The organism is Puia sp. P3 (assembly GCF_050632245.1).
Taxonomy (GTDB): Bacteria; Bacteroidota; Bacteroidia; order Chitinophagales; family Chitinophagaceae; genus Puia.
In genome coordinates this window covers 1,255,590-1,280,358 of the sequence record NZ_CP192583.1, presented here as the reverse complement: position 1 = coordinate 1,280,358, position 24,769 = coordinate 1,255,590, and the positions used below count along the sequence as shown (strand labels likewise).

At 54.1% G+C, this 24,769-nt stretch carries 32 protein-coding genes and 3 pseudogenes; 17 read left to right on the top strand and 18 right to left on the bottom strand.

Translation table 11 applies throughout. The annotated features are described in order from the left end of the window. Positions 1-64 precede the first annotated feature (64 nt). From ACQ86N_RS07470 to ACQ86N_RS07460, 3 genes are read right to left on the bottom strand one after another with little or no spacing between them, the layout of a single operon-like run. Entirely contained in the window at positions 65-220 is a 156-nt protein-coding gene (locus ACQ86N_RS07470; protein ID WP_431214613.1) for a hypothetical protein, read from the bottom strand. Continuing rightward, positions 217-498 carry a hypothetical protein gene (locus ACQ86N_RS07465; protein WP_431214612.1) on the bottom strand — a complete coding sequence of 94 codons (282 nt, stop codon included), beginning with the start codon at positions 496-498 and terminating at the stop codon, positions 217-219. The genes ACQ86N_RS07470 and ACQ86N_RS07465 overlap by 4 nt, the downstream gene beginning before the upstream one ends. A 37-nt stretch (positions 499-535) precedes the next feature. Next, a complete protein-coding gene (locus ACQ86N_RS07460) occupies positions 536-1,630 on the bottom strand; it encodes a vitamin K epoxide reductase family protein (protein WP_431214611.1) in 1,095 nt (364 codons plus the stop codon). A gap of 51 nt (positions 1,631-1,681) precedes the next feature. On the opposite strand from ACQ86N_RS07460, the pseudogene ACQ86N_RS07455 reads away from it, so the two are divergent. The 13 genes and pseudogenes from ACQ86N_RS07455 to ACQ86N_RS07395 form a co-directional block, all read left to right on the top strand. Continuing rightward, a pseudogene (locus ACQ86N_RS07455) lies at positions 1,682-3,165 on the top strand (glycoside hydrolase family 65 protein); the annotation flags it as partial. Between the two features lie 48 nt (positions 3,166-3,213). Further along, positions 3,214-3,750 carry a hypothetical protein gene (locus ACQ86N_RS07450; RefSeq protein WP_431217309.1) on the top strand — a complete coding sequence of 179 codons (537 nt, stop codon included), beginning with the start codon at positions 3,214-3,216 and terminating at the stop codon, positions 3,748-3,750. Between the two features lie 227 nt (positions 3,751-3,977). Next, complete coding sequence (locus tag ACQ86N_RS07445; RefSeq protein ID WP_431214610.1) at positions 3,978-4,814, top strand: hypothetical protein; 837 nt, start codon at positions 3,978-3,980, stop codon at positions 4,812-4,814. A gap of 122 nt (positions 4,815-4,936) precedes the next feature. Further along, positions 4,937-5,229, top strand: a pseudogene (locus ACQ86N_RS07440) (Gfo/Idh/MocA family protein); the annotation flags it as partial. Continuing rightward, positions 5,224-5,631: a Gfo/Idh/MocA family protein gene (locus tag ACQ86N_RS07435; protein ID WP_431217308.1), complete on the top strand. Its 408-nt coding sequence runs from the start codon at positions 5,224-5,226 to the stop codon at positions 5,629-5,631. The pseudogene ACQ86N_RS07440 and the gene ACQ86N_RS07435, both read left to right, overlap by 6 nt. Positions 5,632-5,779: 148 nt before the next feature. Further along, the gene (locus ACQ86N_RS07430) at positions 5,780-5,908 is read left to right on the top strand and encodes a hypothetical protein (RefSeq protein ID WP_431214609.1); all 129 of its coding nucleotides are present in this window, start codon (positions 5,780-5,782) and stop codon (positions 5,906-5,908) included. Positions 5,909-5,915: 7 nt separating this feature from the next. Next, positions 5,916-6,827, top strand: coding sequence for a nucleoside-diphosphate sugar epimerase/dehydratase (locus tag ACQ86N_RS07425; protein WP_431214608.1), 912 nt, complete (start codon positions 5,916-5,918; stop codon positions 6,825-6,827). Next, positions 6,827-7,336 (top strand): sugar transferase, encoded by a 510-nt coding sequence (locus ACQ86N_RS07420; protein WP_431214607.1) that lies wholly within the window; start codon positions 6,827-6,829, stop codon positions 7,334-7,336. The genes ACQ86N_RS07425 and ACQ86N_RS07420 overlap by 1 nt, the downstream gene beginning before the upstream one ends. 23 nt (positions 7,337-7,359) lie before the next feature. Then, the gene (locus tag ACQ86N_RS07415; protein WP_431214606.1) at positions 7,360-7,767 is read left to right on the top strand and encodes a hypothetical protein; all 408 of its coding nucleotides are present in this window, start codon (positions 7,360-7,362) and stop codon (positions 7,765-7,767) included. Continuing rightward, a complete protein-coding gene (locus ACQ86N_RS07410; protein WP_431214605.1) occupies positions 7,764-8,351 on the top strand; it encodes a hypothetical protein in 588 nt (195 codons plus the stop codon). The genes ACQ86N_RS07415 and ACQ86N_RS07410 overlap by 4 nt, the downstream gene beginning before the upstream one ends. Further along, a complete protein-coding gene (locus tag ACQ86N_RS07405) occupies positions 8,315-9,508 on the top strand; it encodes a M1 family aminopeptidase (RefSeq protein WP_431217307.1) in 1,194 nt (397 codons plus the stop codon). The genes ACQ86N_RS07410 and ACQ86N_RS07405 overlap by 37 nt, the downstream gene beginning before the upstream one ends. A 47-nt stretch (positions 9,509-9,555) precedes the next feature. Next, positions 9,556-10,194, top strand: coding sequence for a hypothetical protein (locus tag ACQ86N_RS07400; protein WP_431214604.1), 639 nt, complete (start codon positions 9,556-9,558; stop codon positions 10,192-10,194). Positions 10,195-10,202: 8 nt separating this feature from the next. After that, a complete protein-coding gene (locus ACQ86N_RS07395; protein WP_431214603.1) occupies positions 10,203-10,481 on the top strand; it encodes a hypothetical protein in 279 nt (92 codons plus the stop codon). Positions 10,482-10,676: 195 nt separating this feature from the next. Here ACQ86N_RS07395 and ACQ86N_RS07390 read toward each other — a convergent pair whose 3' ends face one another. Then, positions 10,677-10,820: a hypothetical protein gene (locus ACQ86N_RS07390; RefSeq protein ID WP_431214602.1), complete on the bottom strand. Its 144-nt coding sequence runs from the start codon at positions 10,818-10,820 to the stop codon at positions 10,677-10,679. A gap of 145 nt (positions 10,821-10,965) precedes the next feature. Between ACQ86N_RS07390 and ACQ86N_RS07385 the strand changes: the two genes are divergently transcribed. The 3 genes from ACQ86N_RS07385 (at position 10,966) to ACQ86N_RS07375 (ending at position 12,623) form a co-directional block, all read left to right on the top strand. Further along, on the top strand, positions 10,966-11,100 hold the full coding sequence (locus tag ACQ86N_RS07385) for a hypothetical protein (protein ID WP_431214601.1): 135 nt from the start codon (positions 10,966-10,968) through the stop codon (positions 11,098-11,100). Between the two features lie 249 nt (positions 11,101-11,349). Then, a complete protein-coding gene (locus ACQ86N_RS07380) occupies positions 11,350-11,583 on the top strand; it encodes a hypothetical protein (protein ID WP_431214600.1) in 234 nt (77 codons plus the stop codon). Then, complete coding sequence (locus ACQ86N_RS07375) at positions 11,583-12,623, top strand: hypothetical protein (RefSeq protein ID WP_431214599.1); 1,041 nt, start codon at positions 11,583-11,585, stop codon at positions 12,621-12,623. Before ACQ86N_RS07380 ends, ACQ86N_RS07375 begins: the two co-directional genes overlap by 1 nt. A gap of 25 nt (positions 12,624-12,648) precedes the next feature. On the opposite strand, the pseudogene ACQ86N_RS07370 reads toward ACQ86N_RS07375, so the two are convergent. From ACQ86N_RS07370 to ACQ86N_RS07320, 11 genes and pseudogenes are all read right to left on the bottom strand, one after another. Continuing rightward, a pseudogene (locus ACQ86N_RS07370) lies at positions 12,649-13,320 on the bottom strand (IspD/TarI family cytidylyltransferase). Between the two features lie 2 nt (positions 13,321-13,322). Continuing rightward, complete coding sequence (locus ACQ86N_RS07365; RefSeq protein WP_431214598.1) at positions 13,323-14,270, bottom strand: isoaspartyl peptidase/L-asparaginase family protein; 948 nt, start codon at positions 14,268-14,270, stop codon at positions 13,323-13,325. 172 nt (positions 14,271-14,442) lie between these two features. Continuing rightward, the gene (locus ACQ86N_RS07360; RefSeq protein WP_431214597.1) at positions 14,443-15,432 is read right to left on the bottom strand and encodes a bifunctional heptose 7-phosphate kinase/heptose 1-phosphate adenyltransferase; all 990 of its coding nucleotides are present in this window, start codon (positions 15,430-15,432) and stop codon (positions 14,443-14,445) included. Positions 15,433-15,455: 23 nt separating this feature from the next. Further along, positions 15,456-16,940 carry an APC family permease gene (locus ACQ86N_RS07355; protein ID WP_431214596.1) on the bottom strand — a complete coding sequence of 495 codons (1,485 nt, stop codon included), beginning with the start codon at positions 16,938-16,940 and terminating at the stop codon, positions 15,456-15,458. A gap of 50 nt (positions 16,941-16,990) precedes the next feature. After that, entirely contained in the window at positions 16,991-17,581 is a 591-nt protein-coding gene (locus tag ACQ86N_RS07350; protein ID WP_431214595.1) for an OmpH family outer membrane protein, read from the bottom strand. An 81-nt stretch (positions 17,582-17,662) separates the two neighbouring features. Beyond that, complete coding sequence (locus tag ACQ86N_RS07345; RefSeq protein WP_431214594.1) at positions 17,663-17,854, bottom strand: hypothetical protein; 192 nt, start codon at positions 17,852-17,854, stop codon at positions 17,663-17,665. After that, the gene (locus ACQ86N_RS07340; RefSeq protein ID WP_431214593.1) at positions 17,826-19,166 is read right to left on the bottom strand and encodes a hypothetical protein; all 1,341 of its coding nucleotides are present in this window, start codon (positions 19,164-19,166) and stop codon (positions 17,826-17,828) included. The genes ACQ86N_RS07345 and ACQ86N_RS07340 overlap by 29 nt, the downstream gene beginning before the upstream one ends. Then, a complete protein-coding gene (locus tag ACQ86N_RS07335) occupies positions 19,108-20,118 on the bottom strand; it encodes a hypothetical protein (RefSeq protein WP_431214592.1) in 1,011 nt (336 codons plus the stop codon). The genes ACQ86N_RS07340 and ACQ86N_RS07335 overlap by 59 nt, the downstream gene beginning before the upstream one ends. Beyond that, positions 20,075-20,347, bottom strand: coding sequence for a hypothetical protein (locus tag ACQ86N_RS07330; RefSeq protein WP_431214591.1), 273 nt, complete (start codon positions 20,345-20,347; stop codon positions 20,075-20,077). The genes ACQ86N_RS07335 and ACQ86N_RS07330 overlap by 44 nt, the downstream gene beginning before the upstream one ends. Before the next feature lie 4 nt (positions 20,348-20,351). Then, on the bottom strand, positions 20,352-20,807 hold the full coding sequence (locus tag ACQ86N_RS07325; protein WP_431214590.1) for a hypothetical protein: 456 nt from the start codon (positions 20,805-20,807) through the stop codon (positions 20,352-20,354). Beyond that, entirely contained in the window at positions 20,725-21,774 is a 1,050-nt protein-coding gene (locus tag ACQ86N_RS07320) for a hypothetical protein (RefSeq protein WP_431214589.1), read from the bottom strand. Before ACQ86N_RS07320 ends, ACQ86N_RS07325 begins: the two co-directional genes overlap by 83 nt. Before the next feature lie 659 nt (positions 21,775-22,433). Between ACQ86N_RS07320 and ACQ86N_RS07315 the strand changes: the two genes are divergently transcribed. After that, complete coding sequence (locus ACQ86N_RS07315; protein WP_431214588.1) at positions 22,434-23,024, top strand: hypothetical protein; 591 nt, start codon at positions 22,434-22,436, stop codon at positions 23,022-23,024. 24 nt (positions 23,025-23,048) lie between these two features. Here the strand turns inward: ACQ86N_RS07315 and ACQ86N_RS07310 are convergent, their stop codons facing one another. From ACQ86N_RS07310 to ACQ86N_RS07300, 3 genes are read right to left on the bottom strand one after another with little or no spacing between them, the layout of a single operon-like run. Further along, complete coding sequence (locus ACQ86N_RS07310) at positions 23,049-23,867, bottom strand: hypothetical protein (protein ID WP_431214587.1); 819 nt, start codon at positions 23,865-23,867, stop codon at positions 23,049-23,051. After that, positions 23,867-24,265, bottom strand: coding sequence for a hypothetical protein (locus tag ACQ86N_RS07305; protein WP_431214586.1), 399 nt, complete (start codon positions 24,263-24,265; stop codon positions 23,867-23,869). The genes ACQ86N_RS07310 and ACQ86N_RS07305 overlap by 1 nt, the downstream gene beginning before the upstream one ends. Before the next feature lie 52 nt (positions 24,266-24,317). Continuing rightward, entirely contained in the window at positions 24,318-24,599 is a 282-nt protein-coding gene (locus ACQ86N_RS07300; RefSeq protein ID WP_431214585.1) for a hypothetical protein, read from the bottom strand. Positions 24,600-24,769 lie beyond the last annotated feature (170 nt).

The following is a 24,769-nucleotide window of genomic DNA, read 5'->3' as shown; positions in this document are numbered from 1 at the left end:
ACCACAATCCATCCTGCCCGTCTGAGGAAAAAAGGAAACCCGTTCACTGATAGAATGTTTTCACTTATAAAAATTGAAGGTCCCCGATATCATAAGGCTCAGGCAGCCGGCGGCCGTCTACAAATACCGCCGGCGTATACCGGATCTCTTCCTTCCCGCACCAGTCAAGCATCTCCGCTATTCTCTTATCCGCGCCGAAACCCTCCGCCCCTCTTTTCATCTCCCCATACCAGTCACGCAAAGCCTGCCTGAGCCCCGCCTCACCTCCACTATCCGCCGCGTGAAAAAAGACCTGACGGCCCCGACAGCATCCTCATCCTGACCCGCAATGGAAAAAATGATCCGCGCCTTCCAGCGCCTGTCGTTCTCCAGCAGCCGCTCCAGCTGTTGATGCATTTTACCGCAGGGCGCGCAGTACGGGTTACTGACCAGCACCAGCGATCGCTCCGCATGGGCATCACCGATGACAAGCCCCACTGCCCCGGGATCGCTTTTCAACGCATCCTCATTCCCCAGAAGCCCGCGAAAAACGAGCTCATTTCTCTTCAGCCTCGTCAGCCCACGTCTTAGCACTACCGCTTCCATCGACCGCACCCACAACGGCTTCAGCAAGATCCAGCAAACCCCCGCTATCGCTTCGACAAAAACAAAAGACATACCGTCCGCAAGCCCTGCCGGCTGCCTCGTCACAAGCGCAGCTAACCCTTCGACCACCAGCGCCCCCTGTATAAGAAGACAGAGAAAACACCAGCTTCCGCACAACCAGCCCCTGATAGAACAAAGAAAAAATGACATACCCGACAGATAGATAATTGCACACCACCAGCGGCGCCGGCGATAGCCCGACGTAAGCCACCAGCCAGCCGTATGCAAGGGACCCGGCAAAGTACACAAGCCCCAGATCACCCCACGACACATCCTTCCAAATTCTGGCTCCTCTGCTTTGCAGCACCGCCTCACAGCTCATTTTCCCATTCAGCGAACACCAGCGTTTCAACCCCGCACCCGCCCACCCATATTCATAACCCTGCAGCAGCAACCCCACCACCACACCAAAAATATTCCCCGCCAGTAATGCCGAAAAATAGCGGCCGTCCCCGCCTTCCCTCATATACACCCGAAGCGCCGCGACCATTGGCAGCAATAGCACCAATACTCCCAGCGCTATCCGCACCCGCCCCCATCTCTCCGCACGCCTCCTTTCCCGATAGTCGGCTTCGCCATACACTTCCCTTTTTTCCATGACCAGCACCTTTCCATCCCAGACGTCACAAAAATCCTGGAATGCAACTGGCCGGATGCGCCGCCGGCTGTCCATGCAAACAAGCCCTTCATCGCCGGCCGACTTTACTATCCAGTAGGGGTCGTCCCCGACCGTGGGACAGTGAGCAAGAAAGGGACAGGGCAACTGAGACAGCCCTGACGGAGCGATGTCAAGCGCCATCGTGTCCAGTCCCCATTGTTCGAGACTTTCAGACACACACAAAAGACTGGGATAATTTGGATGAGAAAGAAGACTGTCCCTGATGGTAGCATCGGTCACCGGTACGGACAGCTCCCTGAGAAGGGCGGCAACGATATTCACGGGATCCTTCCCCGCCGTGCCCGCTTCATTGGCAAAATTTTTCATATAGAATAAGGTCTGAAGGCAAGTTAACAAATAATATGGTAAATTGTACCCATGCGTATCGTCATCGTATTGCTTTTCGCCGCCAGTACCTGCCTTCCTTTGCTTCCTCAGGCTCAAACCCCCGGCCAACATACTCAGGCCGCACCGTCCGACTCCTCCACCTGGTTCGTAAAAGCCGACACCATCGACCCATCCAACTACTACGGCGTCACGGTCGCCAACGGAATGCTCGGCCTGGTGTCCTCTACCGAACCCTTTAAAGCCAAAGACATTGTCCTCAACGGTGCCTTCGACCTCTACGGCCGGGGCCGCGTCAGCAATATTCTCAAGACATTCAATTTCGTCAACTGCTACCTCGATATAGACGGCCGCCGCCTGGAAAACGCCAAACAATTATCCCACTTCCGCCAGAGCCTCGACATGAAAAGAGCCTGCCTGACGACCAGCTTCGACTACGCCGATAGGGCTTCGGTCAGCTATTCCTGGTATTCCCTTCGCCAGCTGCCCTATACAGCCCTCGTCGATATCACCATCACAGCACATAAAGACATCGAGATCGTCCCCGCCAGCGTCATGGAAGCCCCAGACATGCTCAAAGACGTAGAGAACTACTACAACGAGATCGACCGCCCCCATGTCACCATATCCCTCCTGACCTCGACCGCCAAAAGCCCCACAGGCAAGCTCCTCATGGCAGCCTCCAACAGCTTTGTCTTCGACGAGCCCCACGGCTCCGAACCGCGCGTCATCCACGAAATGTGGGACAACAACATGCACCTGCTCAAATTCAAAAAGAAGCTCACCGCCGGACAGACCTACCATTTCTCCATCGTAGGCTCGACGCTCACATCGGCCCACGACGACGACCCCCTCAACGAAGCCGAACGCCTCACGCTCTTCGCCACCCTCCAGGGTAGCCGCCAGCTAATAAAAGACCACGAAATGGCCTGGGACCGGTTATGGCAGAGCGACATCATCATAGAAGGCGACCCCGTCACCCAGCGCGAGGTCCGGCTCATGCTCTATCACCTCTATTCCTTCGCCCGCGAAGGCACCTCCTATAGCCTCTCCCCGATGGGACTCAGCGGCCTCGGTTACAATGGCCATACCTTCTGGGATACCGAGATATGGATGTACCCCGCCCTACTCCTCCTGCAGCCCAAAATTGCCGCCTCCCTGATGGAATACCGCTACCAGCGCCTGCCCGCAGCCATGCACAACGCCGCCAGCCACGGCTATAAAGGCGCCATGTTCCCCTGGGAAAGTGCAGCCAGCGGCAACGAAGAAACGCCCGTATGGGCGCTCAGCGGCCCCTTCGAACACCATATCACCGCAGACGTAGGCATCGCCGCATGGAATTACTTCTGCGTCACCCGTGACAAGACCTGGCTCAGGGAAAAAGGCTACCCCTCCTGCAGGCTACAGCCGACTTCTGGGCAAGCCGCGTACAGCGCAACGACCCTGGACACTACGACATCAACAACGTGGTCGCCGCCGACGAATGGGCCGAGAACGTAGACAACAACGCCTATACCAACGCCGCCGCGCGCGCCAACCTCCAGGACGCCACCGACGCCGCCCGCATCCTCGGCCTGACACCCGACCCGGACTGGCTCAACGTCAAAAATAATATCCCGATACTCCGCTTTCCCGACGGGGTCACACGCGAACACGCCGGCTACAACGGCGAGTCCATCAAACAGGCCGACGTCAATCTCCTCGCCTACCCCCTGAAGGAAATTACCAGCCCCGCCGCTATCCGGAAAGACCTCGACTACTATGAACCCCGCGTAGGCGAAGGCCCCGCCATGACCCACGCCATCTTCGCCATCCTCTACGCCAGACTGGGTATGCCCGACAAGGCACTGGCCGATTTTACCGGCGGATACAGACCCAACCTCCGCCCGCCCTTCGGCGTGATCGCCGAGACGGCCACCGGCAACAATCCCTATTTCGCCACGGGCGCCGGCGGAATGCTCCAGGCCGTCCTGAACGGCTTCCTCGGCCTCGAGATCACCCCTTCGGGAATTACGCAGCTGCCTACCCGGCTGCCGTCTAAATGGAAAGCCTTAAAGGCCACCGGAATAGGCCCGGAAAGGCTGATTTATATGATCAAATAAGCTTATAGGAAAAGGGTATTTTTTAGCTGTATTTTTCAGACAGCTTAAATAATAAGACAATTTCCGAGGTCAAAATCCGGCTACATACAATAAAACCCTCATTAGGCGTTAAAGCAAGTAGTAGATCCAAACCTGTTAATAACCTTATACAACCTTATACATAAACTATGGGATTTAGGTACCCTTTCCTGCTTATTAAAGCTGCCTTTAGCAATTTGTATTTCCTGATGTTTCTGAACGGCTTTGCAATAGCGTCCATGTGCTATTTCAAAATGGAGGCCACTTACGAGAACGGCCTCTTTGGAAGCATCAAGAACACCATCGATGGAAGGATCGATGCCAATGATACTCCAGATTCCATCCTCGTAAAATCCATGAATGTCTGCCATCAGCTGATGAGCGACAGAGCATATACTTTTCAGGACGCAAAATCGGACATGGGCGCAGAAGCGGCCATTCACTCCACCGCCTTTGACCTCATGACCACCCGGGGCGCCTGCGGCAGCTATTCCCGGGTCCTCGCCCGGATCGTCAAAACCTACCACTTCCCCGTACGTATCGCCCAGATGAAAGCAAACGGCATCTACGGCGCGCACAATCTCGTCGAAGCCTACAACGGCACCAGCTGGGTAATCCTCGACCCCACATTCGACCTCTGTTTCGTCAGGCCCGACGCCCGGCTCGCAAGCTTCGCGGACGTCCAGAACAACTGGCCCTATTATTCCAAACAGGTATCACCGGAATATAACCTCCAGTATCACTACGAAGACGTCCGCTACGCCAACTGGACAAAGATCCCCATCCTTTTCCCCTCGGTCAAAGGCGTACTCAACCTGACCATGGGCACCGAAAAGGCCAACCAGGTATGCATCCGTACCCTGTTCATGAATGCCTATTCCGTCTGGTTCTATACCATTCTCATACTCTTTATTCCCATATTCCTGATGACCTTCAGACTGGTCATCAAAACCAAGATATTCCCGAGTCAGGACACCCCGTTTACCTTCCGGAACTTCGTAAAATATATCCGGCCCAGGATAGCAGGGACCTCTTACACACACTAAATCTCTTTATAAACCATCCCCCGAAGCACCACCCCGCGTGGTGCTTCATTTTTTAACGCACAAACCGTCCCCATACTTTCCATTTTTTTAGTGTAGGTTTGGGGCCGAATAAAAATTAATAAATGCTTAAAGTCGGCGTCTTTGGAGTCGGTCACCTCGGAAAATTTCACCTCAATAACTGGAAAGAAATAAAAGTAGCAGAACTGGTAGGATTCTACGACCCCAACGACAGCATCGCCCAGGAAGTCGCCGGTAAATATCAGATCCCAAGATTTCTGGACCCCGAACGCCTGATCGAAGCCTGCGACCTCATCGATATCGTCGCCCCGACCCCCTCCACTTCAACCTGTGCGAAAAAGCCATCCGTAAGGGAAAACACGTATTCGTGGAAAAACCCCTCGCCAATACCATGGACGAAGCCCGCGAGCTCGTACAACTCGTCAGGGAATCGAACATCAAACTCCAGGTCGGACACGTCGAACGCTTCAACCCCGCCTACCTGGCCGTTCAATCCACGCCCCTTCACCCCATGTTCATCGAGGTTCACCGCCTGGCCCAGTTCAATCCCAGAGGCACCGAGGTCAGCGTCATCCTCGACCTGATGATCCACGACATCGACATCATCCTCAGCCTCGTAAAAAGCGAAGTAAAAACTATCTCCGCAAGCGGTGTCGCCGTCATGACCGACACCCCCGACATAGCCAGCGTCCGCATAGAATTCAACAACGGCTGCGTAGCCAACCTCACCTCCAGCCGCATATCGATGAAAAAATGCGCAAAATGCGACTATTCCAGAAAGATGCCTATATTGGAATAGATTTCCTCAATAAAAAGACCGAGATCATAAAATTGAAAACGCCCCAGGACCTTGACGTTTTCTCCTTCGATATAGAGACCCCCAACGGAAAAAGACGATCGCGCTTTCCAATCCGTCCGTACCCGAAGTCAACGCCATCAGACTGGAATTGGAAGCCTTCTGCACCGCCATCCTGTCCAATACCCCAACGCGCGTTTCCGAAGTAGACGGACTACGGGCAATGGACATCGCTCACCAGATCCTTCAAAAGATAAAACACAACACGATCAACACCTGATTCGGGCATGCAGAGAAAGCTCCATACAGTCTCTATCCTGTGGTATATTCTCAGCGACTATGCAACGGCGCTCTTGTCTTCCATTATCTTCCACTTCAGCCGCCGGATCCTGCTATCGGAAACCATCTTCTATAACCATAAGCTTCTCCTCACCCAGCGATTCTGGCTCGGCACCAGTACCATACCCCTCGGCTGGCTCGCCCTCTACACCCTCATGGGCTCCTACCGCAACCTGTACCAGAAATCCCGGCTGAACGAAAGCACCAACACATTTATCTATTCCATCGTCGGATGTACGATCGTATTCTTTGCCATCGTGATCAACGACCCCGTAAAAGACTACCACTATTTCTATCAAACATACTTCGTCTTCCTCTTTAGCCACTTCCTCCTGACCGTCACGGGCCGTCTCGTTATACTCAACTACGTCCGCAACCAGGTCAGAAAAGGAAAGGTCGCCTTCAACGCACTCCTCATCGGCAGCGACGCCGTCGCAACCCGCGTCTACAAGGAATCCCGGGAAGGCCTGCGGCAGTCCGGCTACCACTACGCCGGCTATATCAGCAGCCCCAACCAGCAGAACAACGGCATCGCCCGATATCTGCCCGAACTGGGCAAGCCCGACCAGATCGAGACAACCATCGACCGCCACGATATCCAGCTCGTCGTCGTCGCACTCGAACGCTCCTCCCGCAAAGACCTCGAGACCATCGTCGAAAAACTCAGCAATAAGGACGTCCGCATAAAAACACTGCCCAGCACCCTCGACATCCTCTCCGGTTCCGTAAGGACCAGCGACGTCATGGGAGCACTCCTGTCGGACATACACACCGGACTCATGCCCGAATGGCAGCTCAACGTCAAACGCCTCATCGACGTGTCCATCTCCGTTATAGGCCTGATCGCGTTCTCCCCCTGATGCTCTACTCCGCCATCCGCGTCTGCCTGTCCTCCAGCGGCCCGATCATCTACCAACAGGAAAGGATCGGCTACAAAGGCAAGAAATTCTGGATCTATAAGTTTCGGTCGATGTATTCCGACGCCGAAAAAGACGGCCCCGCCCTCTCCTCCCACCAGGATCCACGCATCACCTCCTGGGGCAAAACCATGCGCAAATGGCGCATCGACGAACTCCCCCAGCTGTGGAATATCCTGAAAGGCGAAATGAGCCTCGTAGGCCCCCGCCCCGAACGTGAATATTATGTCAATCAGTTATATCTCCGCACCCCGTATTTTCGTTACCTCTTAAAAGTAAAACCGGGTCTCACCTCCTGGGGAATGGTCCAGTTCGGTTATGCAGAGAACACCGAAGAAATGCTCGAAAGAATGAAGTATGACCTGATGTATATCGAAAACATTTCTCTCGGCCTCGATCTGAAGATCATGGTGCATACCCTGCGGATCATCTTCATGGCACAAGGCCGGTAGGAACACTGACAGGCGCAAACAACATGAAAAAACTTTTTCTCTTATTACTCATATTGGCCGGCCTCACCACGTCCGCCCAAAAATACTGGCAACAAAAAGTTGACTACACCATCGACGTCACCCTCAACGACGCCGAACGCACCCTCGACGGCTTCATGAAGATCAACTACACGAACAATTCCCCCGATACCCTCCCCTTCATCTGGATCCACTGCTGGCCCAACGCCTACAAGAACGACCGCACCGCCTTCAGCGATCAACTGCTCACCAACGGCCGCACCGATTTCTATTTCTCGGAAAAACAACAAAAAGGCTATGTCAACCGGCTCAACTTCCGCGTAGACGACCAGGAAGCACGGATGGAAGACCATCCCCAATACATCGATATCGTAAAGGTCATCCTCCCCACCCCCTTCCTCCCGGAGGGATGACCACCCTGTCCACCCCCTTCCACGTGCAGTTGCCCTACAACTTCTCACGCGGCGGCTATACCACGACCATCGACCCCCAAACCGGCAGGACCTATACTTCTTATCAGATCACCCAGTGGTATCCCAAACCAGCCGTCTACGACAGGCACGGCTGGCATCCCATACCCTACCTCGACCAGGGCGAGTTCTACAGCGAATTTGGCTCCTATGACGTCCGTATCACCGTCCCGGCGCCATACACAATTGCAGCCACCGGCGAACTCCAGGACGCCCCCGGCCTGCAGGAAATAGCTCCCCCGCTCCCCCCTCAAAAGCCCAGGGCACCGGTCCACCCCGGCCACCCCATCCATAAACCCATTCAAAAACCCATTCGAAAACTGCCCCCCGCGCCAGCCCCCACCAAAACCCTGCGCTACAGGCAAAGCAACATCCACGACTTCGCCTGGTTCGCTGACCGGCGATTTACGACCGACTACGACACCCTGACCCTCCCTTCCGGCCATACCGTACACATCTATTCGTACTATACACCGGCTGCAGGTCAAGCCTGGCAAAAAGCGCCAGGTACATCAGGGACGCCATAAAATTCCGGAGCGCCCTCATCGGCGAATATCCCTATAACACCGTCACGGCCGTACAGACAAAAGCCGGCTCCACGGGTGGCATGGAATACCCGACGATCACCGCCATCAATACCCCCGACGCAAGCCCCCGGTCCCTCGACATGACCATTGAACACGAAGTCGGCCACAACTGGTTCTATGGCATCCTGGCCACCGACGAACGCCGGTATGCATGGATGGACGAAGGCATCAATACTTACTACGACGCCCGCTACGAAGCGTCCAAATACAAACCCGAAAGACCCGGAGACTGGCTGCAGAACAAGCTCCCTTCCGACGACGAACAGTGGGGCCTCGACGTCGCATACGCGCAGCACCGCGACCAGCCCATATCGACCCCTTCCGAAGACTTCTCCGAGACCAACTACTACCTGACAGCCTATTCCAAGGCCGGCTACTGGCTCGGACTGCTCGCCGATACCCTGGGTACAGCCACCTTCGACAGCTGCATGCGCGAATACTTCCGCAGATGGGCATTCAGACACCCGTATCCGGAAGACTTTCTTTCCGTCGTCGACGAGACCAGCCACCGCGACAACAGCCGGATCTTTGCCCTCCTCGGCAAAAAAGGCCCTCTTACTCCACCGGCGCACCGCAGACTGAAACCGACCATCCTGTTCAACCTCAACCATACCGGACAATTCGACTATATCAATCTCTTACCGGCCCTCGCCTACAACAAATACGACAAATTCATCGTCGGAGCCCTCATTCACAACTATAACCTTCCCGCCGACCCGTTACAGTTCTACCTGGCGCCCATGTACGCCACCGGTAGTCACCAGTTCGTCGGTGCGGCCGGCCTGAAATATACCTGGTATCCCACCCGGACCTTCGGAAAAATAGACCTCGGAATAAATGGTCAGCGATTCTCCACCATCTCCGGTATCGACAGCAACGGAAAAAGCATTACCGGTGGTTTCTACAAGCTCGTCCCAACCCTGCGCCTGACCTTTCCCAAAAGGACGCCCGCAGCACACAGGAAAGCTTCATCGAATGGAAGACCTTCCTCATCGGCGAAAGACTGCTGGATCAATACATACAAAAATCCACCGATTCCGTTTACTATCCTATACAGGGGAAATACCGTTTTCGCTACCTCAACCAGCTCAGCCTAGATCTCCGCGACGAGCGGGTACTCTATCCCTATAAAGCCCAGCTGCAGGTGCAGCAGGGCGCATCCTTTTACCGGGTCAACCTCACCGGCAGCTATTTCTTCAACTACGAAAAAGGAGGAGGCCTCGAAGCACGTATTTTCGGCGCCAAATTCGGCTACATCGGAACCCGCTCGATCAACGAAGACCTCATCCGGTTCGAACCCAAACTCACCGCTATAAGAGGCGACGAAGACTATACCTACAGCAACTATTTCATCGGCCGGTCGGAATTTACCGGCATAGCCAGCCAGCAGATCATGCTGCGCGACGGCGACCTCCATCTTAGGACAGACCTCTTCCAGGGCCTGCAGGGACGCTCGGACAACTGGGTGGCAGCCCTCAACCTCACCACCACCCTGCCCCAACAGATCGTCCCGGCCTGGGTACCCCTGAAGATCTTCTTCGACGCCGGCACCTATTCCGGCGCCTGGCAGGACAATCCGCCTACCAGCCACTTCCTCTACGTCGGCGGCCTCCAGCTGTCGCTGCTCAAAGACATTGTCCGCATATACGCTCCCCTGGTCTACAGCAAGGACTTCGGCGACCAGCTGAAGACCGTACCAGACCAGAACACGTTCTGGAAACGAATTTCATTCAGCATAGACATCACAAACTTTAACTTCGCGAAGCTCCTGGGGAGCAAGTAGTCATAAGTATGAGCAATGGCAATGTCCATATCCGGTTTCTGGAAGGAAAGGACATCGACGCGCGCCGGTGGGACGCCTGCATCGAAAAAGCCTCCAACCGCCTGGTCTACGGCTTTCATTTCTACCTCGACCACATGGCCGGTGGCCAGTGGAGCGCACTCGTACTCGGAGACTACCAGGCCGTCATGCCCCTCCCCGGAGACGGAAATGGGGCATTCGCTACATCTACCAGCCAGCCTTTACCCAACAGCTCGGTATCTTCGGCCCCCATATCGACCCCGCCCTGACCGATACCTTCCTCCACCAACTACACACCCATTTCCGCTTCGCCGAACTCTACCTGAACCATAAAAATACCACCCCGGTCCCCCCGCAAACAATACCTCCCCCGAACCCCGCGTCAACTATATCCTTGCCCTCAACGACCCGTACCACACGCTGGCCTCCCGCTACAAAAAGACCTGGTCCGCAACCTCCGGCTCTCAGCCGCCGCCGAACTCAACTATCTTCCCGACTACCACCTCCCAACCGTCCTGGACAGCTACCACAGCCAGTACGCCCAAAAACTGCCCTATTTCCGGCCGGAGGACTACCGCCATTTCGAACAGCTCTGCGCACTGATGCAAAAAGAGGAAAGCTGCTGCTCCGCGCCGTCACCGGTCCGCAACAGCAATTACTGGCGACGGCCCTATTGTTCCGCGACGCGGACAGACTATATTTGCTACAGTCAACCACCCTGCCGGATGGCCGAAAAAAGAAGCCAACCACTTTTTGCTGGACCAGCTGATCCGGGAATTTGCAGGCAGCGGACTGACCCTCGATTTCGAAGGCTCCGACCAGCCAGGCATCGCACATTTCTATGCGAACTTCGGCAGTATCGACCAGCCATATTTTTTACCGGTATAACAACCTGCCCTGGCCGGCCAGGTTGTTAAAAAGATAAAATGACCATCACCACCACAGACATCGGCAAGAACTACCGGCTGCAGCAAATGTTGCTCCTGGCAGCATGTCTGCTCTTATCCCTGCTATACTGTCCACCCGTCGACCTCTTCTATGACGACAAGGAAATATTCCGGTATGCGGGCTTCCTCATATCCAGGGGCGGCATACCCTACCGCGACCTCTTCGACCACAAACCACCCCTTATCTTTTTTGAATTACTTTGGCCTCCTTCTCGGTCCCTGGGGACTCTGGATCATCGATACCCTGCTGGCTTCCCTGGCCACTATGCTGTTCTTCCGCACCTGCCGCCAGTACCGCCTCGCACTACCCTGGCTGCTGCCGCTGGTCTTCCACCTGCTGCTCCGCAACTACCAGGTCTGCCGCGGCATCGGCATGACAAGAGAATATACCGCCGTCTTCCAGCTCATCTTTTTACTTTCCTGATGGACGCCGGCCGTCGCCGCTACTACTGGATGGGCATTCTTACTGCACTCATCTTCTTCATGCAGCAGGACCAGGTCCTCCCCCTCCTGCCCCTGCTGATATATGCCCTCCTGACCCGATCCGCTTCTACCATTGCCACCCGCCTGATTCAAACCATGATCGGATCGGCCATCGTCACCCTCCCGATCCTTCTCTATTTCAGCACCCACCACGCACTCACCGCCTTCTGGCAGGACGCCTTCGTTTTCAACTTCTCCTGGTATACCGAAAAAAGATCTCTTGCAGAACACTTTCACGCGCTAAAAGAAGGGCTGGAATTCACCAACTGTGAGATGCCCCTGCTCATCGCACTGTCGCTGGGCCTCACCGCACTGTTGCTAAAGGACGCTGCAAACAAAAAACTTGTTGTCGTCGCCCTGCTGAGCGCGGCTTTCTTCCCCGAATTTCTTTCATCCAGGTCAGGCCCCGCCTTCAACTACTATTATCTGCCCCTCTCCGCAACGCTGACAATCCTCGTGTTCACCGTTTTCGCATTTCAGCGGAACAATTTCCTCGCAGACAGAAAATGCCAGGCGCTGTTCGGCATCCTCATCGGCTGCCTTCCACTCTACAACGCCATCCAGCACGGCACCCACCTTACGACGCAAAACAACGATATGGTCGAGGGATATCCGGTCTACGACTATCTCCGCCGCCAACCCGTCGCGACCAGCCACGAAGACTATCAGTTATATGTTTTTGGAGACAACAACTTTGTATATACCTACAATAAATTTCACATCCTCGCACCTTCCCGTTGGATCTATCACCATTTTTGGGGATGGTTCGATGGCTGGGACGCCGGCCATAACGAACTGGAAGGCATCATCGGCGACCTCCGCAGCCACCGGACAAAATATATCCTCGAGGATACCGATTTCAACTGGCGGGACCAGTCGGCAAAAACTATCTGGCGAAACTTCCTCCACGATCACTACGAAATAGTGAATATACCCGAAACGCCACTCCACCAGCTCTGGCAGCTGAAAACACCCCGGTAACTCCCCCAACACCGGCAGAACTTCGTTAACTCGGGAACCCCAATAGCTGCTCCGCTACCAGCAGATCTACCGGAGTCGTGATCTTGATATTATTCACCTCGCCCTCAACCAGGCTTACCGGATGCCCCGCAGCCTCCACTACCGTGGCCTCGTCGGTGAACTCCTCGCGATATTCGACACCAAAAGCGGGTAAAAGGATCCTGCTTAAAAAGGTCTGCGGCGTCTGTACCAGTTTCACCCTGTCCCGGTCAATGGTGGCATGCCCCTCCGAATTCACAATACGCACGCTATCTTTGGAACTGACGACGGGAATGGCCGACCCCGACACCATCGCCTGCTCATAACAACGCTTCACCAACGCCTCACTCGCCAGACAACGCACCCCGTCATGCACAAAAACGACCGACTCTTCCTGCACCAGTTGCAGACCATTCTGCACCGAATGAAACCTCGTCTTCCCTCCCTCTACGAGGCCGGACTCTCCGCGGACACTGCGTCGTGTCCACCATTGCCTGCGTATCCGCCATAAACCCCGCAGGTACTACCAGGATTATCTCCACATCCGTATATGCCCCTAAAAAACTTCCAGCGAATACCACAGGACCGGCCTTCCCCTCAACAAAAGAAATTGCTTCGGCACCGCAGCCCCCATCCGGCTTCCGGAACCTCCGGCTACAATAACAGCATATTTTTTCATAACTATTTATAGATCGCCACCATCTCCTTGCCGTCACTGCTCTTATATCCCCGGTACATGCCCTGACTGTTGAACACCAGCGCCGCATTCCCCTCAGCATCCACACCGATCATCCCACCTTCTCCTCCGATAGCCATCAGTTTCTCGTGTACCACCACCTCCATCGCCTGCTGCAGGGACAACCCCTTGTACTCCATCAGACAGCTCACGTCATGCGCCGCGACAGCCCTGATGAACATCTCTCCGTGGCCCGTACAGGATATGCCGCAGGTCAGATTGTTCGCATAAGTCCCGGAGCCGATCATCGGGCTGTCCCCGATACGGCCATACTTCTTATTGGTCATCCCGCCCGTACTGGTCGCAGCGGCAATATTCCCATCCTGATCACAGGCCACCGCCCCTACCGTACCAAACTTCTTGTCCCGCATCAGCTCTTCCAGCCGCTGATGAGTATGATCGAGTGAATAAGTATCGCTGTCGCGAATGGCCTTCCACTGGTCGTACCTGAACTGCGAAAAGAAATATTCATCCGGCTCCAGTTTGATCCCCTGCTTGATCGCAAAATCACTGGCGCCTTTTCCACTCAGAAATACGTGATTGCTGTTCTGCATCACCTCCGTGGCCAACTCTATCGGATTGCGGACGTTACGGACTCCCGTGACAGCGCCCGCTTCCGGGCTCTTTCCATCCATGATCGCCGCATCCATTTCCTGAACCCCCTTCTTAGTAAACACCGAGCCACGCCCGGCATTGAACAACATATTGTCTTCCAGAATGACGATCGTCGCCTTGATGGCATTGACGGCAGAACCGCCCTGCTCCAGTACCGCGAACCCGGCATCCATGGCCTGTTGCAGACCTTCCAGATAAGCCAGTTCCAGCTCAGGGGTCATATCTTCCTTAAGTATCGTACCGGCCCCGCCGTGTATCGCGAGAGTAAACCTCGACATAGCGCTAATGATTTTTTGACCGGTAAAACTAGAAAAATTTATGCCTGAGATTTTTGAAGATTATTCGCACATGCTTGAACAGCCACTAACACCTGGGCAAAATCATTGAATATCATCCACTCGCCCACTTCGGGACCTGGCCCCGGCCTCAGTCCACGCCCGCGAAGGCCCATCAACCCAACAACCTCCCACACTCCTGCAGCAACCGTTCGCGGCTGATAGCCGCAGTCCCCACCTCCTCACACACCAACCCACCGGCAATATTCGCCACCTCCGCCATTATCCGAACATCCCGCGTAGCCGCATATACCAGCGAAGCCACCGCGATCACCGTATCCCCGGCGCCGGAAACATCCGCGATATTCCGCAGATGCGACGACACCTGCGCCGACTCCTCTCCCTTCTGATAAAAAACCCCTTTCTCCGAGAGTGTTATAAAGGATATGTCGTGCCGCAACTGGGCCGCCAGCTGTTCGTGAATATGCCTCAGCACGGGCAGCTGCACGTCGTCTACCAATAGATTCAGCCCCTCCCTCACCTCTTTCAGATTGGGCTTGAAGATCGTCACGCCGGTATAGGAAAAGAAATTCTTTCGTTTGGGATCGACCGCCGTGATCACCCCGTGATGCCGGCACAGCGCCAACGATTCCCGGATCACACGCGCCGTCAGTACTCCCTTATTATAGTCTTCGAAGATGACAACCTGTGGCTTCTCCCGTTCGAGGTATATCCGCAACTGATCCAGCAGCTCGTCCTCCTCCGCTGTCGCGAGGTCTGCCGTCGTCTCCGAATCCAGCCGCATCATCTGCTGATTCCGCCCCATCACCCTCGCCTTGTTCGTCGTGATCCGGCCGCCGCTGCGCGTAAGATATCCCGTTTCGATTCCATTCGCCTCAAGCATCCCCTCCAGCGACTCGCCATCGGCATCCTTCCCGATGACCGAAAAAGCCGCTACACGAGCCCCGAGCGAAGCCAGATTCAGCGCCACATTCCCCGCCCCGCCGATACGGTATTCCCTCCGGTCCAGCGACACGACAGGCACAGGAGCCTCCGGTGATATCCGCTCTACATGCCCCCACAAATACGTATCCAGCATAATATCTCCGATAACCCCGGCCCTGATCTGCCCGAACCCTTCGAATAACTTTGTAAAATCCGTCATATTATTCAGCTTTCCTCCGCGAATTATTCAACTTTCCTACGCGAAACTGCGATATAGTACAAAGGTATGCCCAATAACACAATGATCGCGCCCCAAATAGCATAAGTCGGCTTCTGAATGATCAGCGCTATACAGAACACCAGCGCAAGTACGATATACACGATCGGGAGCAACGGATATCCAAACGCCTTGTACGGCCGCTCCACACCAGGCTGCTTCTTCCTCAGGATAAAAATACCCAGCACCGTCAGCGCATAAAAGAACACCGCGACGAACGAGATCATATCCAGAAGATCCCCATACTTTCCACTAAGGCAAAGCGCGCTCGCCACGATACACTGAGCCCACAACGACCAGCCCGGCACCGCCGCCTTATTCAGCACCCCGGCCTGTTTGAAAAATAACCCATCCTTCGCCATCGTATAATACACCCTGGCGCCAGCCAGAATAAGCCCGTTATTGCAGCCGAACGTAGAAATCATGATCATCACGGCGATGACATAGGTCCCCGCGTTCCCGAAGATGACATTGGCAGCCGCAACAGCCACCCGGTCCTGCGGAGCCGTGGCGATATGATTCAGCGGCATCACACTCAGGTACATCAGATTGGCCGATACATAAATGACAGTGACGATCAGCGTCCCGAAGAACAGGCTAAGCCCGATATTTCGTTTCGGATTCTTCATTTCGCCCGCAATGAACGTCACATTGTTCCAGGCATCGCTCGAAAAGATAGAGCCCGTCATAGCCGCCGCAACAGCGCCGACCACGGCCAGCCCGACGATAGGACTGCTCAGCAGGTCACCGCCACTACCGGCCGGCACAAGACGATGCATATTCCAGGCATCCGCCCAGTTCGCGTGCCATACCCCCTTCTGCGCGCCCAGGAAAAATCCGAACACGATCAGCCCGAACAACGATAGTAATTTGGTAACCGTAAAGATGGTCTGTATCCATTTCCCCGTCTTGACACCCAGAGTATTGACAAAGGTCAGGAAAACGATCAGGACGATCGAGACCAGATGTGCATTGTAGATATGCAGCGAACCCAGCGATACGACGATGTTCTGCGGATCATTCAGCTCCAGCGAATGAAAGAAATACCCCGCAAACTTGGTGAAAGCCACCCCCACGGCGGCAATGGTCCCCGTCTGGATTACAGCGAAGAAACTCCAGCCATACAAAAACCCCGTCAGCGGATTATAAGCCTCTTTTAAATAGACATACTGCCCGCCCGCCTTCGGATACATACCGCTCAGCTCGCCATAGCTGACCGCAGCCGTCAGCGTCATAAACCCCGTCAGCGCCCAGACAAGAATAAGCCATCCGGCACTCCCGACATTCCGCGTTATATCCGCACTGACGATAAAGATCCCTGACCCGATCATCGACCCGGCGACGATCATCGTACCGTCCAGCAATCCCAGCGTAGGTTTGAAATGATTGGTAATCCCCTCTGCAACAGAGGTCTTCCCCGAAATGGTGGTTGTATTGGTAGTTTCTGCCATAACCCCCAAGATAAGAAAATCGATGCATTTCGCAAGTCCCCGTCCCCGGCCTACTTCTTCTTATACTCCGAATTCAACCCGTTCACGATCTCCGAAGTAATATCATACGCGGAATCCTTTCCATACACAAACGAATTGGGGTCGTATGCGAAAATATAGGAGTAATTCCTCTCCTTATTGTACTTCTTCAAAAAGTCCTCGATATTCTTCCGGATCTTCGACCGCAGCTCTTCCGTGAACTTATACTGATCCTGCTCCAGCTGCTGCTTCGTAGCCGCAAACCGCTGCTGCATATCCGCATACTCCCGCTGCGCCTGCTCTCCCTCCGCCTGCGTCATCGTATTCCCCTTCTGCCTCCAGGCCTCGATCTTCTTCTGGTTGTCCCGGTCCATCCTCGTCAGCGTCATCGACATATCATTCTCCTTCGTCCTCGCCTGGTCCTGCGCTTCCTTAAAACCGTCGTAGTGGGCCTGCAGCGAATCCAGATCGAAATAGGCTATACGGAAATTAACACCCGCAGTGGGCTTCTTTACCGCACCCGCCTCCGCCTTCAACTCCCGGATCTGCTTGTTCTGAATAACATAGAAACTCGCTGCCAGGGCAATGGCGACAACGGCCAGAATAGTAGAGATTTTGTTCATAAGATCGCAAGATAAAAAAGTAGGGGTAATTTACCCCCTACTTACATTTATTTTAACAATTCCTTCTTTAAGTATAACCGACTACTCCTCTTCGTCGAACTGCATCGCTTCCCGGGTCGTCTGCAGCAGCTCATACTCTTCCTTGCTGCCCACGATCATGTTCTCGAAGTCACGCAGACCCGTACCAGCCGGTATCGGATGGCCCGTGATCACGTTCTCCTTCAGACCGAGCATATCGTCGCTCTTACCCTGAATGGCCGCAGAAGACAGCACCTTCGTCGTTTCCTCGGAAGGACGCAGCCGAGATCCAGCTTTGCGTACCCAGAGAAGCCTTCGTGATACCGAGCAGCAACGGCGCCGAAGTGGCGGCATTGGCATCCCGGAATTCAGCCAGCTTCTTATCGTTACGACGCAGGATCGAGTTCTCTTCCCTGACTTCCCGCAGACTTACGATCTGACCGGCTTTCAGCTTGGTAGACTCGCCCGGATCGGAGACAACCTTCTTGTCGAATATCCAGTCGTTCTCCTCCAGGAAATCGAACTTGTCGACCGTATCTTCTTCGAGGAATCGGGTATCGCCCGGGTCGACGATCGTCAGCTTACGCATCATCTGGCGAACGATCACCTCGATGTGCTTGTCGTTGATCTTCACACCCTGAAGACGATAAACTTCCTGTATCTCATTCACCACATATTCCTGTACGGCGAACGGACCCTTGATAGAGAGAATATCCGCAGGAGCGACCTGGCCGTCGGACAGCTGCGAGCCGGCCTTGACAAAGTCACCGTCCTGTGCAAGGATCTGCCTCGTCAGCGGTACCAGGTACTTCTTGATGACACCGTCCCTGGCTTCCACGATCATCTCGCGGTTACCACGCTTGATATTACCAAACGATACCACACCGTCGATCTCACTCACTATCGCAGGGTTGCCCGGATTACGCGCTTCGAAAAGCTCCGTCACACGCGGCAGACCACCCGTGATATCCCTTAACTTACCAAGCACACGCGGGATCTTCACGATTACCTGACCGGCCTTCACTTCCTCACCGCCTTCGATGATGATGTGTGAACCTACCGGCAGGTTATAGCTCTTGACCTCCTTATTGCCTTCGATATTGATAGAAGGTATCTTCGTCTTGTCCTTGGTTTCGATAACCACCTTCTCACGGTGACCCGTTTGCTCATCCGCTTCTTCCCGATAGGTAATACCTTCGATAACGGCGTCGAACTTCACAGTACCCGCGATCTCGGCGACCACGACGTTGTTGAAAGGGTCCCATGTACAGATCACCTCACCCTTCATGACCTTCTGTCCGTCCTTTACATTCAGTATGGCACCATAAGGCACGTTGTTGGTAGCCAGCAGACGGTCGTTCTTCAGGTCCATGATACGAACCTCACCCGTACGGCCGATGACCACCTGGATCTTTGCACCCTCATTGTTCTCCGCCGTTACCGTACGAAGACCATCGAACTGGATGGTGCCTTCGAATTTGGCGGGCATCGTCGATTCTACCGAGGCACTACCCGCAACACCACCCACGTGGAAGGTACGCAGGGTCAGCTGGGTACCGAGGCTCACCGATGGACTGGGCGGCAATGATACCGACCGCGTCACCCTTTTGAGCCGTGTAACCCGTCGCCAGGTTCTTACCATAACACCTGACGCACACCCCGCGCTTGCTTTCGCAGGTCAGAACCGACCTGATCTCCACCGTTTCGATACCGGCTTCCTCGATGGCGTGGCCGATCTCTTCAGTGATCTGCTCACCGGCAGAAACGATCAGCTTGTCGGTTGCAAGATCGTAAACGTCGTGCAGCGAGGTGCGTCCGAGGATACGATCGTATAATGGTTCAACAATGTCCTCATTATCCTTCAGCGCGGAAGTTGCAATACCCCTCAGCGTACCGCAATCCTCTTCCGTAATGACCACGTCCTGTGCGACGTCCACCAGACGACGGGTAAGATAACCCGCATCGGCCGTCTTAAGGGCCGTATCCGCAAGACCCTTACGGGCACCGTGCGTGGAGATGAAATAGTCCAATACGTTCAGACCACCTTTGAAGTTGGAAAGGATAGGGTTTTCGATGATCTCACTACCCGTAGAACCAGACTTTCTCGGCTTGGCCATCAGACCCCTGATACCAGCCAGCTGCTTGATCTGCTGCTTGCTGCCACGGGCTCCGGAATCCAGCATCATGTACACGGAGTTGAACCCTTGTTTGTCGGAGCTCAGCTCGGTGATCAGCGTTTCCGTGATACGGGTGTCGACACGCGACCAGATGTCGACGATCTGGTTATAACGTTCGTTATTCGTGATCAGACCCATATTGTAGTTCTCCCATACTTCGTCAACCTCACCCTTCGCATTGTCCAGAAGTTCTTCCTTCGTATCGGGGATGATCAGGTCATTGATATTAAAGGACAGACCGCCACGGAAGGCCATACGGAAACCAAGCTGCTTGATATCATCCAGGAACTTCACCGTCTTAGGGATATTCGTCCAGCTTGATGATATTACCGATGATCTCACGCAGAGATTTCTTCGTCAGCAGCGCATTCACAAACCCCACCTCGACAGGTACAGTCTGGTTGAACAATACGCGGCCTACCGTCGTTTCGAGCAGCTTGTTCTCGATCGTATCCAGGCTGGTACGCACCTGCGTCTTGACCTTAATATAGGCGTGCAGGTCCACCTGACCTTCGTTATAGGCGATGATCACCTCTTCGGCACTGTAGAAATGCTTGCCTTCTCCCTTCACCTTTTCAGTAGGCGTAGACTTTCTGCCCCTTGGTGATATAATAAAGACCAAGGACCATGTCCTGGGAAGGCAGCGTGATAGGCGTACCGTTCTGCGGGTTGAGGATGTTGTGCGAAGACAGCATCAGCAGCTGCGCCTCAAGAATGGCAGCGCTGCTCAACGGCACGTGAACGGCCATCTGGTCACCGTCAAAGTCGGCGTTGAACGCCGTACACACCAGCGGGTGCAGCTGTATAGCCTTACCTTCGATCAGCTTGGGCTGGAAGGCCTGGATAGACAGACGGTGCAGCGTCGGGGCACGGTTCAGCATCACCGGGTGACCTTTTAGTATATTCTCGAGGATATCCCAAACGATAGCCTCTTTCTTGTCGACTAATTTACGAGCGCTCTTTACCGTCTTTACAATACCCCTCTCGATCAGCTTGCGGATGATAAAGGGTTTGAACAGCTCGGCAGCCATATCCTTCGGAAGACCGCACTCGTGCAGCTTCAGCTCCGGGACCTACCACGATAACCGAACGGCCGGAGTAGTCCACGCGCTTACCAAGAAGGTTCTGACGGAAACGGCCCTGTTTGCCCTTCAGTACATCACTCAGCGACTTCAGCGCCCTGCCGCCCTCTGCCTTCACCGCATTGGACTTACGGCTGTTGTCGAACAGGGAGTCGATAGCCTCCTGCAGCATACGTTTTTCGTTACGCAGGATCACCTCGGGCGCCTTGATCTCCAGCAGACGCTTCAGACGGTTGTTCCGGATGATCACCCGACGGTACAGGTCGTTCAGGTCCGAAGACGCAAAACGGCCGCCATCCAGCGGAACCAGCGGACGCAGCTCTGGAGGGATCACCGGAATATACTGCATCACCATCCATTCCGGACGATTGGTGATCCGGGAATTCGCGTCGCGGAAAGCTTCCACGACACTCAGCCTCTTCAGGGCATCTGCCTTACGCTGCTGACTCGTCTCATTCGCAGCCGCATTCCGCAGATCGAAGGACAGCTGATCCAGCTCGATACGCTCCAACAGGTCATGAACCGCTTCCGCACCCATTTTCGCGATGAACTTGGCAGGATCCTCGTCAGGCAGGTACTGGTTGTCCTTCGGCAGGGTCTCCAGTATCTCCAGATACTCTTCTTCCGTCAGAAGATCCCCGTAATTCTGCCCCTTGTCCGTGCGGATGCCGGGCTGAATTACTACATATCTTTCATAATAAATGATGCTCTCAAGCTTTTTCGAACTCATCCCCAGCAGATAACCGATCTTGTTGGGCAGAGATTTGAAATACCAGATGTGAACTACAGGAACCACCAGCTTGATGTGGCCCATCCGCTCACGCCTTACCTTCTTTTCGGTGACTTCCACTCCGCAACGGTCACACACAATCCCCTTGTAGCGGATCCGCTTGTACTTGCCGCAGGCGCACTCCATAATCCTTAACGGGCCCGAAAATACGCTCGCAGAACAAACCGTCTCTCTCCGGCTTGTACGTGCGGTAGTTAATAGTCTCAGGCTTCAATACTTCCCCGTAGCTCCTTTCCAGGGATGCTGTCAGGCGAAGCTAATCCGATAGTGATTTTTGAAAAAGTGGCTCTGGGACGATTTTCTTTTTTAATAGCCATATTGCAATATGCGGTTTTTATTCTTTTGCCAACTCAACTGATAACCAACCTCCTACACCTTAGAAAAAGGCCCACCGGCTCACAAGTAATGCCAATAAACCTAAATTAAGGAGGGCAAAGGTACGAATTTAATCGGAAAAACCCGTTTTCCAAAATTCCACCAATGCCCTGAACTATTTTTATACACACAAGACGACGGCGCCCACGCGCCTGTAATACCCTCCTCCCTATAACACCCCCCAACCCCATTTCGTTCACTTTCCGTTGGAAAAACCCTCCCCTCCGCCGGGAAATCCTCTCTCCATCCCTTCCCCGCCCCCCGCTAACTTACATCCTAAATCTCATCCAGCTCATGAAATACTTACTTTTCCTTTCCCCCTCCTCGTCCTTGCGGCCTGCAAAAACACGATCCGCCTCCCCCTACACCCCCCACCTGCCTCATCAGCCGGGCCAGCTTCTCCGGCGCCCTTGTCAACCAGGGGACCTACCAAATATTTCTACGACGCACAGGGACACCTCGTTCGATCGGAGGAAAGTGACACCGTCATAACCATTTTCACCCGCGCCGCCGACAGCGTCGTCGCCATTACGACCGTCAAAGGACTGGCAATCACCAGGACAGTGATCACCAACAACAAAGACGGCCTCGCCTCCAATATCCACGGGACCCTCGACGCAGCCGGCGAGCTTTGGTTCAACGTAGACTACGAATACAACGGGCAGGAGCTCACTAAGTCCATCTTTGTCAGCTCCACATTAACCGACGCCATCGTTACGAAATTTACCCGGTCCGGCGGCAATATGATCTCTTTCTCGAACGACACCACAACGAGCCGCCTCGAATACTATACCGACCAGCCACGCCAACAGGGAGATGCTTTCTTTTTCGACCAGTTCGCAGGAGGCTTCGAAGTAACCCGAACCAAAAACCTGCTCAAATCCCGCCACGGGCTTACCTATACCTATCAATTCCGGCCCGACGGCAAGATCATCTCCACCACGGCAAAGGACACCGTCGGAGAAACCTTTATCACCAAATACGATTACGAATGCAAATAGACGGGCCGACTCAGGAGAGGCCGCCTACCCTCTCCTCTCCCCCTCCAGATATTTCTTCCGTATCACATCCTGCACCGGCACACTGCGGATCTTACTCTCCATCCACGAAATAATATCCAGATACATAAAAGCCCTCGTCTCGAAGCGGTTGCCCTCGAACTTCCTCAGCCTCTCCACCAGCTGCTCGAACGCCGGCCTCAGCTTCCCCGGAGAAAGACCGAACGACCTCCGCAGGAACCGGAAGATCTCCTCCTCGACCCCGCTCAGATTCCCCATCTTCGCCATAAATCTGTATACCGATTTGATCAGATATTCCATCAGATCGAAATTCCCCAGCTCGTAGTGAGCGATCAGATGCAACAACCGCGAATAACACTGCAGATCCGTCCGAAGATCGACCTTCCAGTTGATGATCTTGTTCAGGTAGTCGATCGTCTTCCCATAGTCCCCGGCCCCAAAATACAAACACGCGATCTTATAGTAGAACACCAGGATGCGGTGCCTGTCGAGATAGATCCAGTACTCCTTCAGCTTGTCCTCGATATAAGGCACCAGCGTCAGTCCCTCCGTGAACGTGCCGTCGATAAAATGCTGGTTCAGCTTGGAAATATAGAGGTACACAAAGGTCTGTATCCTGTTATTGATATTGTTCTTCACGATGTCCGACTCAGAGAACTCCTCGAACTGCTTCAGCGTATCCCTGAACTTCTCGTCGTTCAGCAGGTCGAAATGCGCTCCCAGCAGGTTGTGCATCCCCTTGATGTAGTGCGAGGTCTCAGTCACCATCATATAGGGCTCCCGGTCAAAAAGATCGACCCATTTCTGCGTATACCGGTAGTACATCAGAAAGTCCTGCCGGATATACGCATACCAGAGAAGCTCTGATACAGATACAGCTTCTCATAAAACCCCTGACATCCCGAGATATCCGTGGGCAGCTGCTTCTCGAAGAATTCCCGCACTGCCTCCTCATCCTTCTCATTCCTCGCCACCCCATTGCGGATATACCAGCTGTATAGCTCCAGCGAAAGATTCGACAGTCTCCCGATCATCCTCAGCTGCTCATTCACGGCGTCGGTCTCCCCCGCCAGTTGATCCGCCCTGTCCTGCATGCTTCGCGTGATATGCAGTGATTCGATGGTCTTTTCGAAGAACAACACCTGCAACAGAAAGGTCACCTGATTATTCGCCTTCGCCAGTTCCTTGATCCGGTCCAGCGTCTTCAGACTCTGCAGATACAACCCCTTATTGTAGAGGATCCGAGCGTAATCTAATTGCTCATGTAATTGAATATCAATGTTTTCGTCCTGCCGAATCAGACGAGAGGCTGCTCAGGATCTCCCGGTAGAGATGGGCCTTGGCATTGGACAGCTGAGCCTTTCGCAGATTTTTGTTCTTATTCAACAGCTGAACCTCGTCGTACTCATCCATTTTGTCCAGAGCATCAAAGAGTTGTATGCTTTTTAGGTCCTCACTGGAGGAATTACGCGTAATGTAGAGCTTAAAGTTCCGTTTTTCGGACTTTTCCAGGGATTTGATCAGCTGAAACAGAGCATCTGACGAACGGTTGGGCATCGTAATTTAAAACTTTAAAATCCTTGTCAGCAGTGGGTTTCGGCTCATTTACACCCTCCTAAAGGGTGTAAAATCAGACCAATTATAGTTTGAGATCGATAAAAATCACAACTATTTTCGAAGGTACGGTTAAATCGGTAACCGTCACCAACCCATCACTAAACCGCCAA

What these genes read in the sequence shown, in the direction of transcription:
- ACQ86N_RS07365 (WP_431214598.1), bottom strand. Translation starts at nt 14,270, where the DNA reads ATGTCGAGGTTTACTCTCGCGATACACGGCGGGGCCGGTACGATACTT.
- ACQ86N_RS07375 (WP_431214599.1), top strand. Translation starts at nt 11,583, where the DNA reads ATGGACGCCGGCCGTCGCCGCTACTACTGGATGGGCATTCTTACTGCA.
- ACQ86N_RS07300 (WP_431214585.1), bottom strand. Translation starts at nt 24,599, where the DNA reads ATGCCCAACCGTTCGTCAGATGCTCTGTTTCAGCTGATCAAATCCCTG.
- ACQ86N_RS07470 (WP_431214613.1), bottom strand. Translation starts at nt 220, where the DNA reads ATGAAAAGAGGGGCGGAGGGTTTCGGCGCGGATAAGAGAATAGCGGAG.
- ACQ86N_RS07395 (WP_431214603.1), top strand. Translation starts at nt 10,203, where the DNA reads ATGAGCAATGGCAATGTCCATATCCGGTTTCTGGAAGGAAAGGACATC.
- ACQ86N_RS07360 (WP_431214597.1), bottom strand. Translation starts at nt 15,432, where the DNA reads ATGACGGATTTTACAAAGTTATTCGAAGGGTTCGGGCAGATCAGGGCC.
- ACQ86N_RS07460 (WP_431214611.1), bottom strand. Translation starts at nt 1,630, where the DNA reads ATGAAAAATTTTGCCAATGAAGCGGGCACGGCGGGGAAGGATCCCGTG.
- ACQ86N_RS07415 (WP_431214606.1), top strand. Translation starts at nt 7,360, where the DNA reads ATGAAAAAACTTTTTCTCTTATTACTCATATTGGCCGGCCTCACCACG.
- ACQ86N_RS07320 (WP_431214589.1), bottom strand. Translation starts at nt 21,774, where the DNA reads ATGGAGTGCGCCTGCGGCAAGTACAAGCGGATCCGCTACAAGGGGATT.
- ACQ86N_RS07445 (WP_431214610.1), top strand. Translation starts at nt 3,978, where the DNA reads ATGTTTCTGAACGGCTTTGCAATAGCGTCCATGTGCTATTTCAAAATG.
- ACQ86N_RS07310 (WP_431214587.1), bottom strand. Translation starts at nt 23,867, where the DNA reads ATGTACTACCGGTATACGCAGAAATGGGTCGATCTTTTTGACCGGGAG.
- ACQ86N_RS07325 (WP_431214590.1), bottom strand. Translation starts at nt 20,807, where the DNA reads ATGGCTGCCGAGCTGTTCAAACCCTTTATCATCCGCAAGCTGATCGAG.
- ACQ86N_RS07435 (WP_431217308.1), top strand. Translation starts at nt 5,224, where the DNA reads ATGGACGAAGCCCGCGAGCTCGTACAACTCGTCAGGGAATCGAACATC.
- ACQ86N_RS07350 (WP_431214595.1), bottom strand. Translation starts at nt 17,581, where the DNA reads ATGAACAAAATCTCTACTATTCTGGCCGTTGTCGCCATTGCCCTGGCA.
- ACQ86N_RS07410 (WP_431214605.1), top strand. Translation starts at nt 7,764, where the DNA reads ATGACCACCCTGTCCACCCCCTTCCACGTGCAGTTGCCCTACAACTTC.
- ACQ86N_RS07425 (WP_431214608.1), top strand. Translation starts at nt 5,916, where the DNA reads ATGCAGAGAAAGCTCCATACAGTCTCTATCCTGTGGTATATTCTCAGC.
- ACQ86N_RS07420 (WP_431214607.1), top strand. Translation starts at nt 6,827, where the DNA reads ATGCTCTACTCCGCCATCCGCGTCTGCCTGTCCTCCAGCGGCCCGATC.
- ACQ86N_RS07355 (WP_431214596.1), bottom strand. Translation starts at nt 16,940, where the DNA reads ATGGCAGAAACTACCAATACAACCACCATTTCGGGGAAGACCTCTGTT.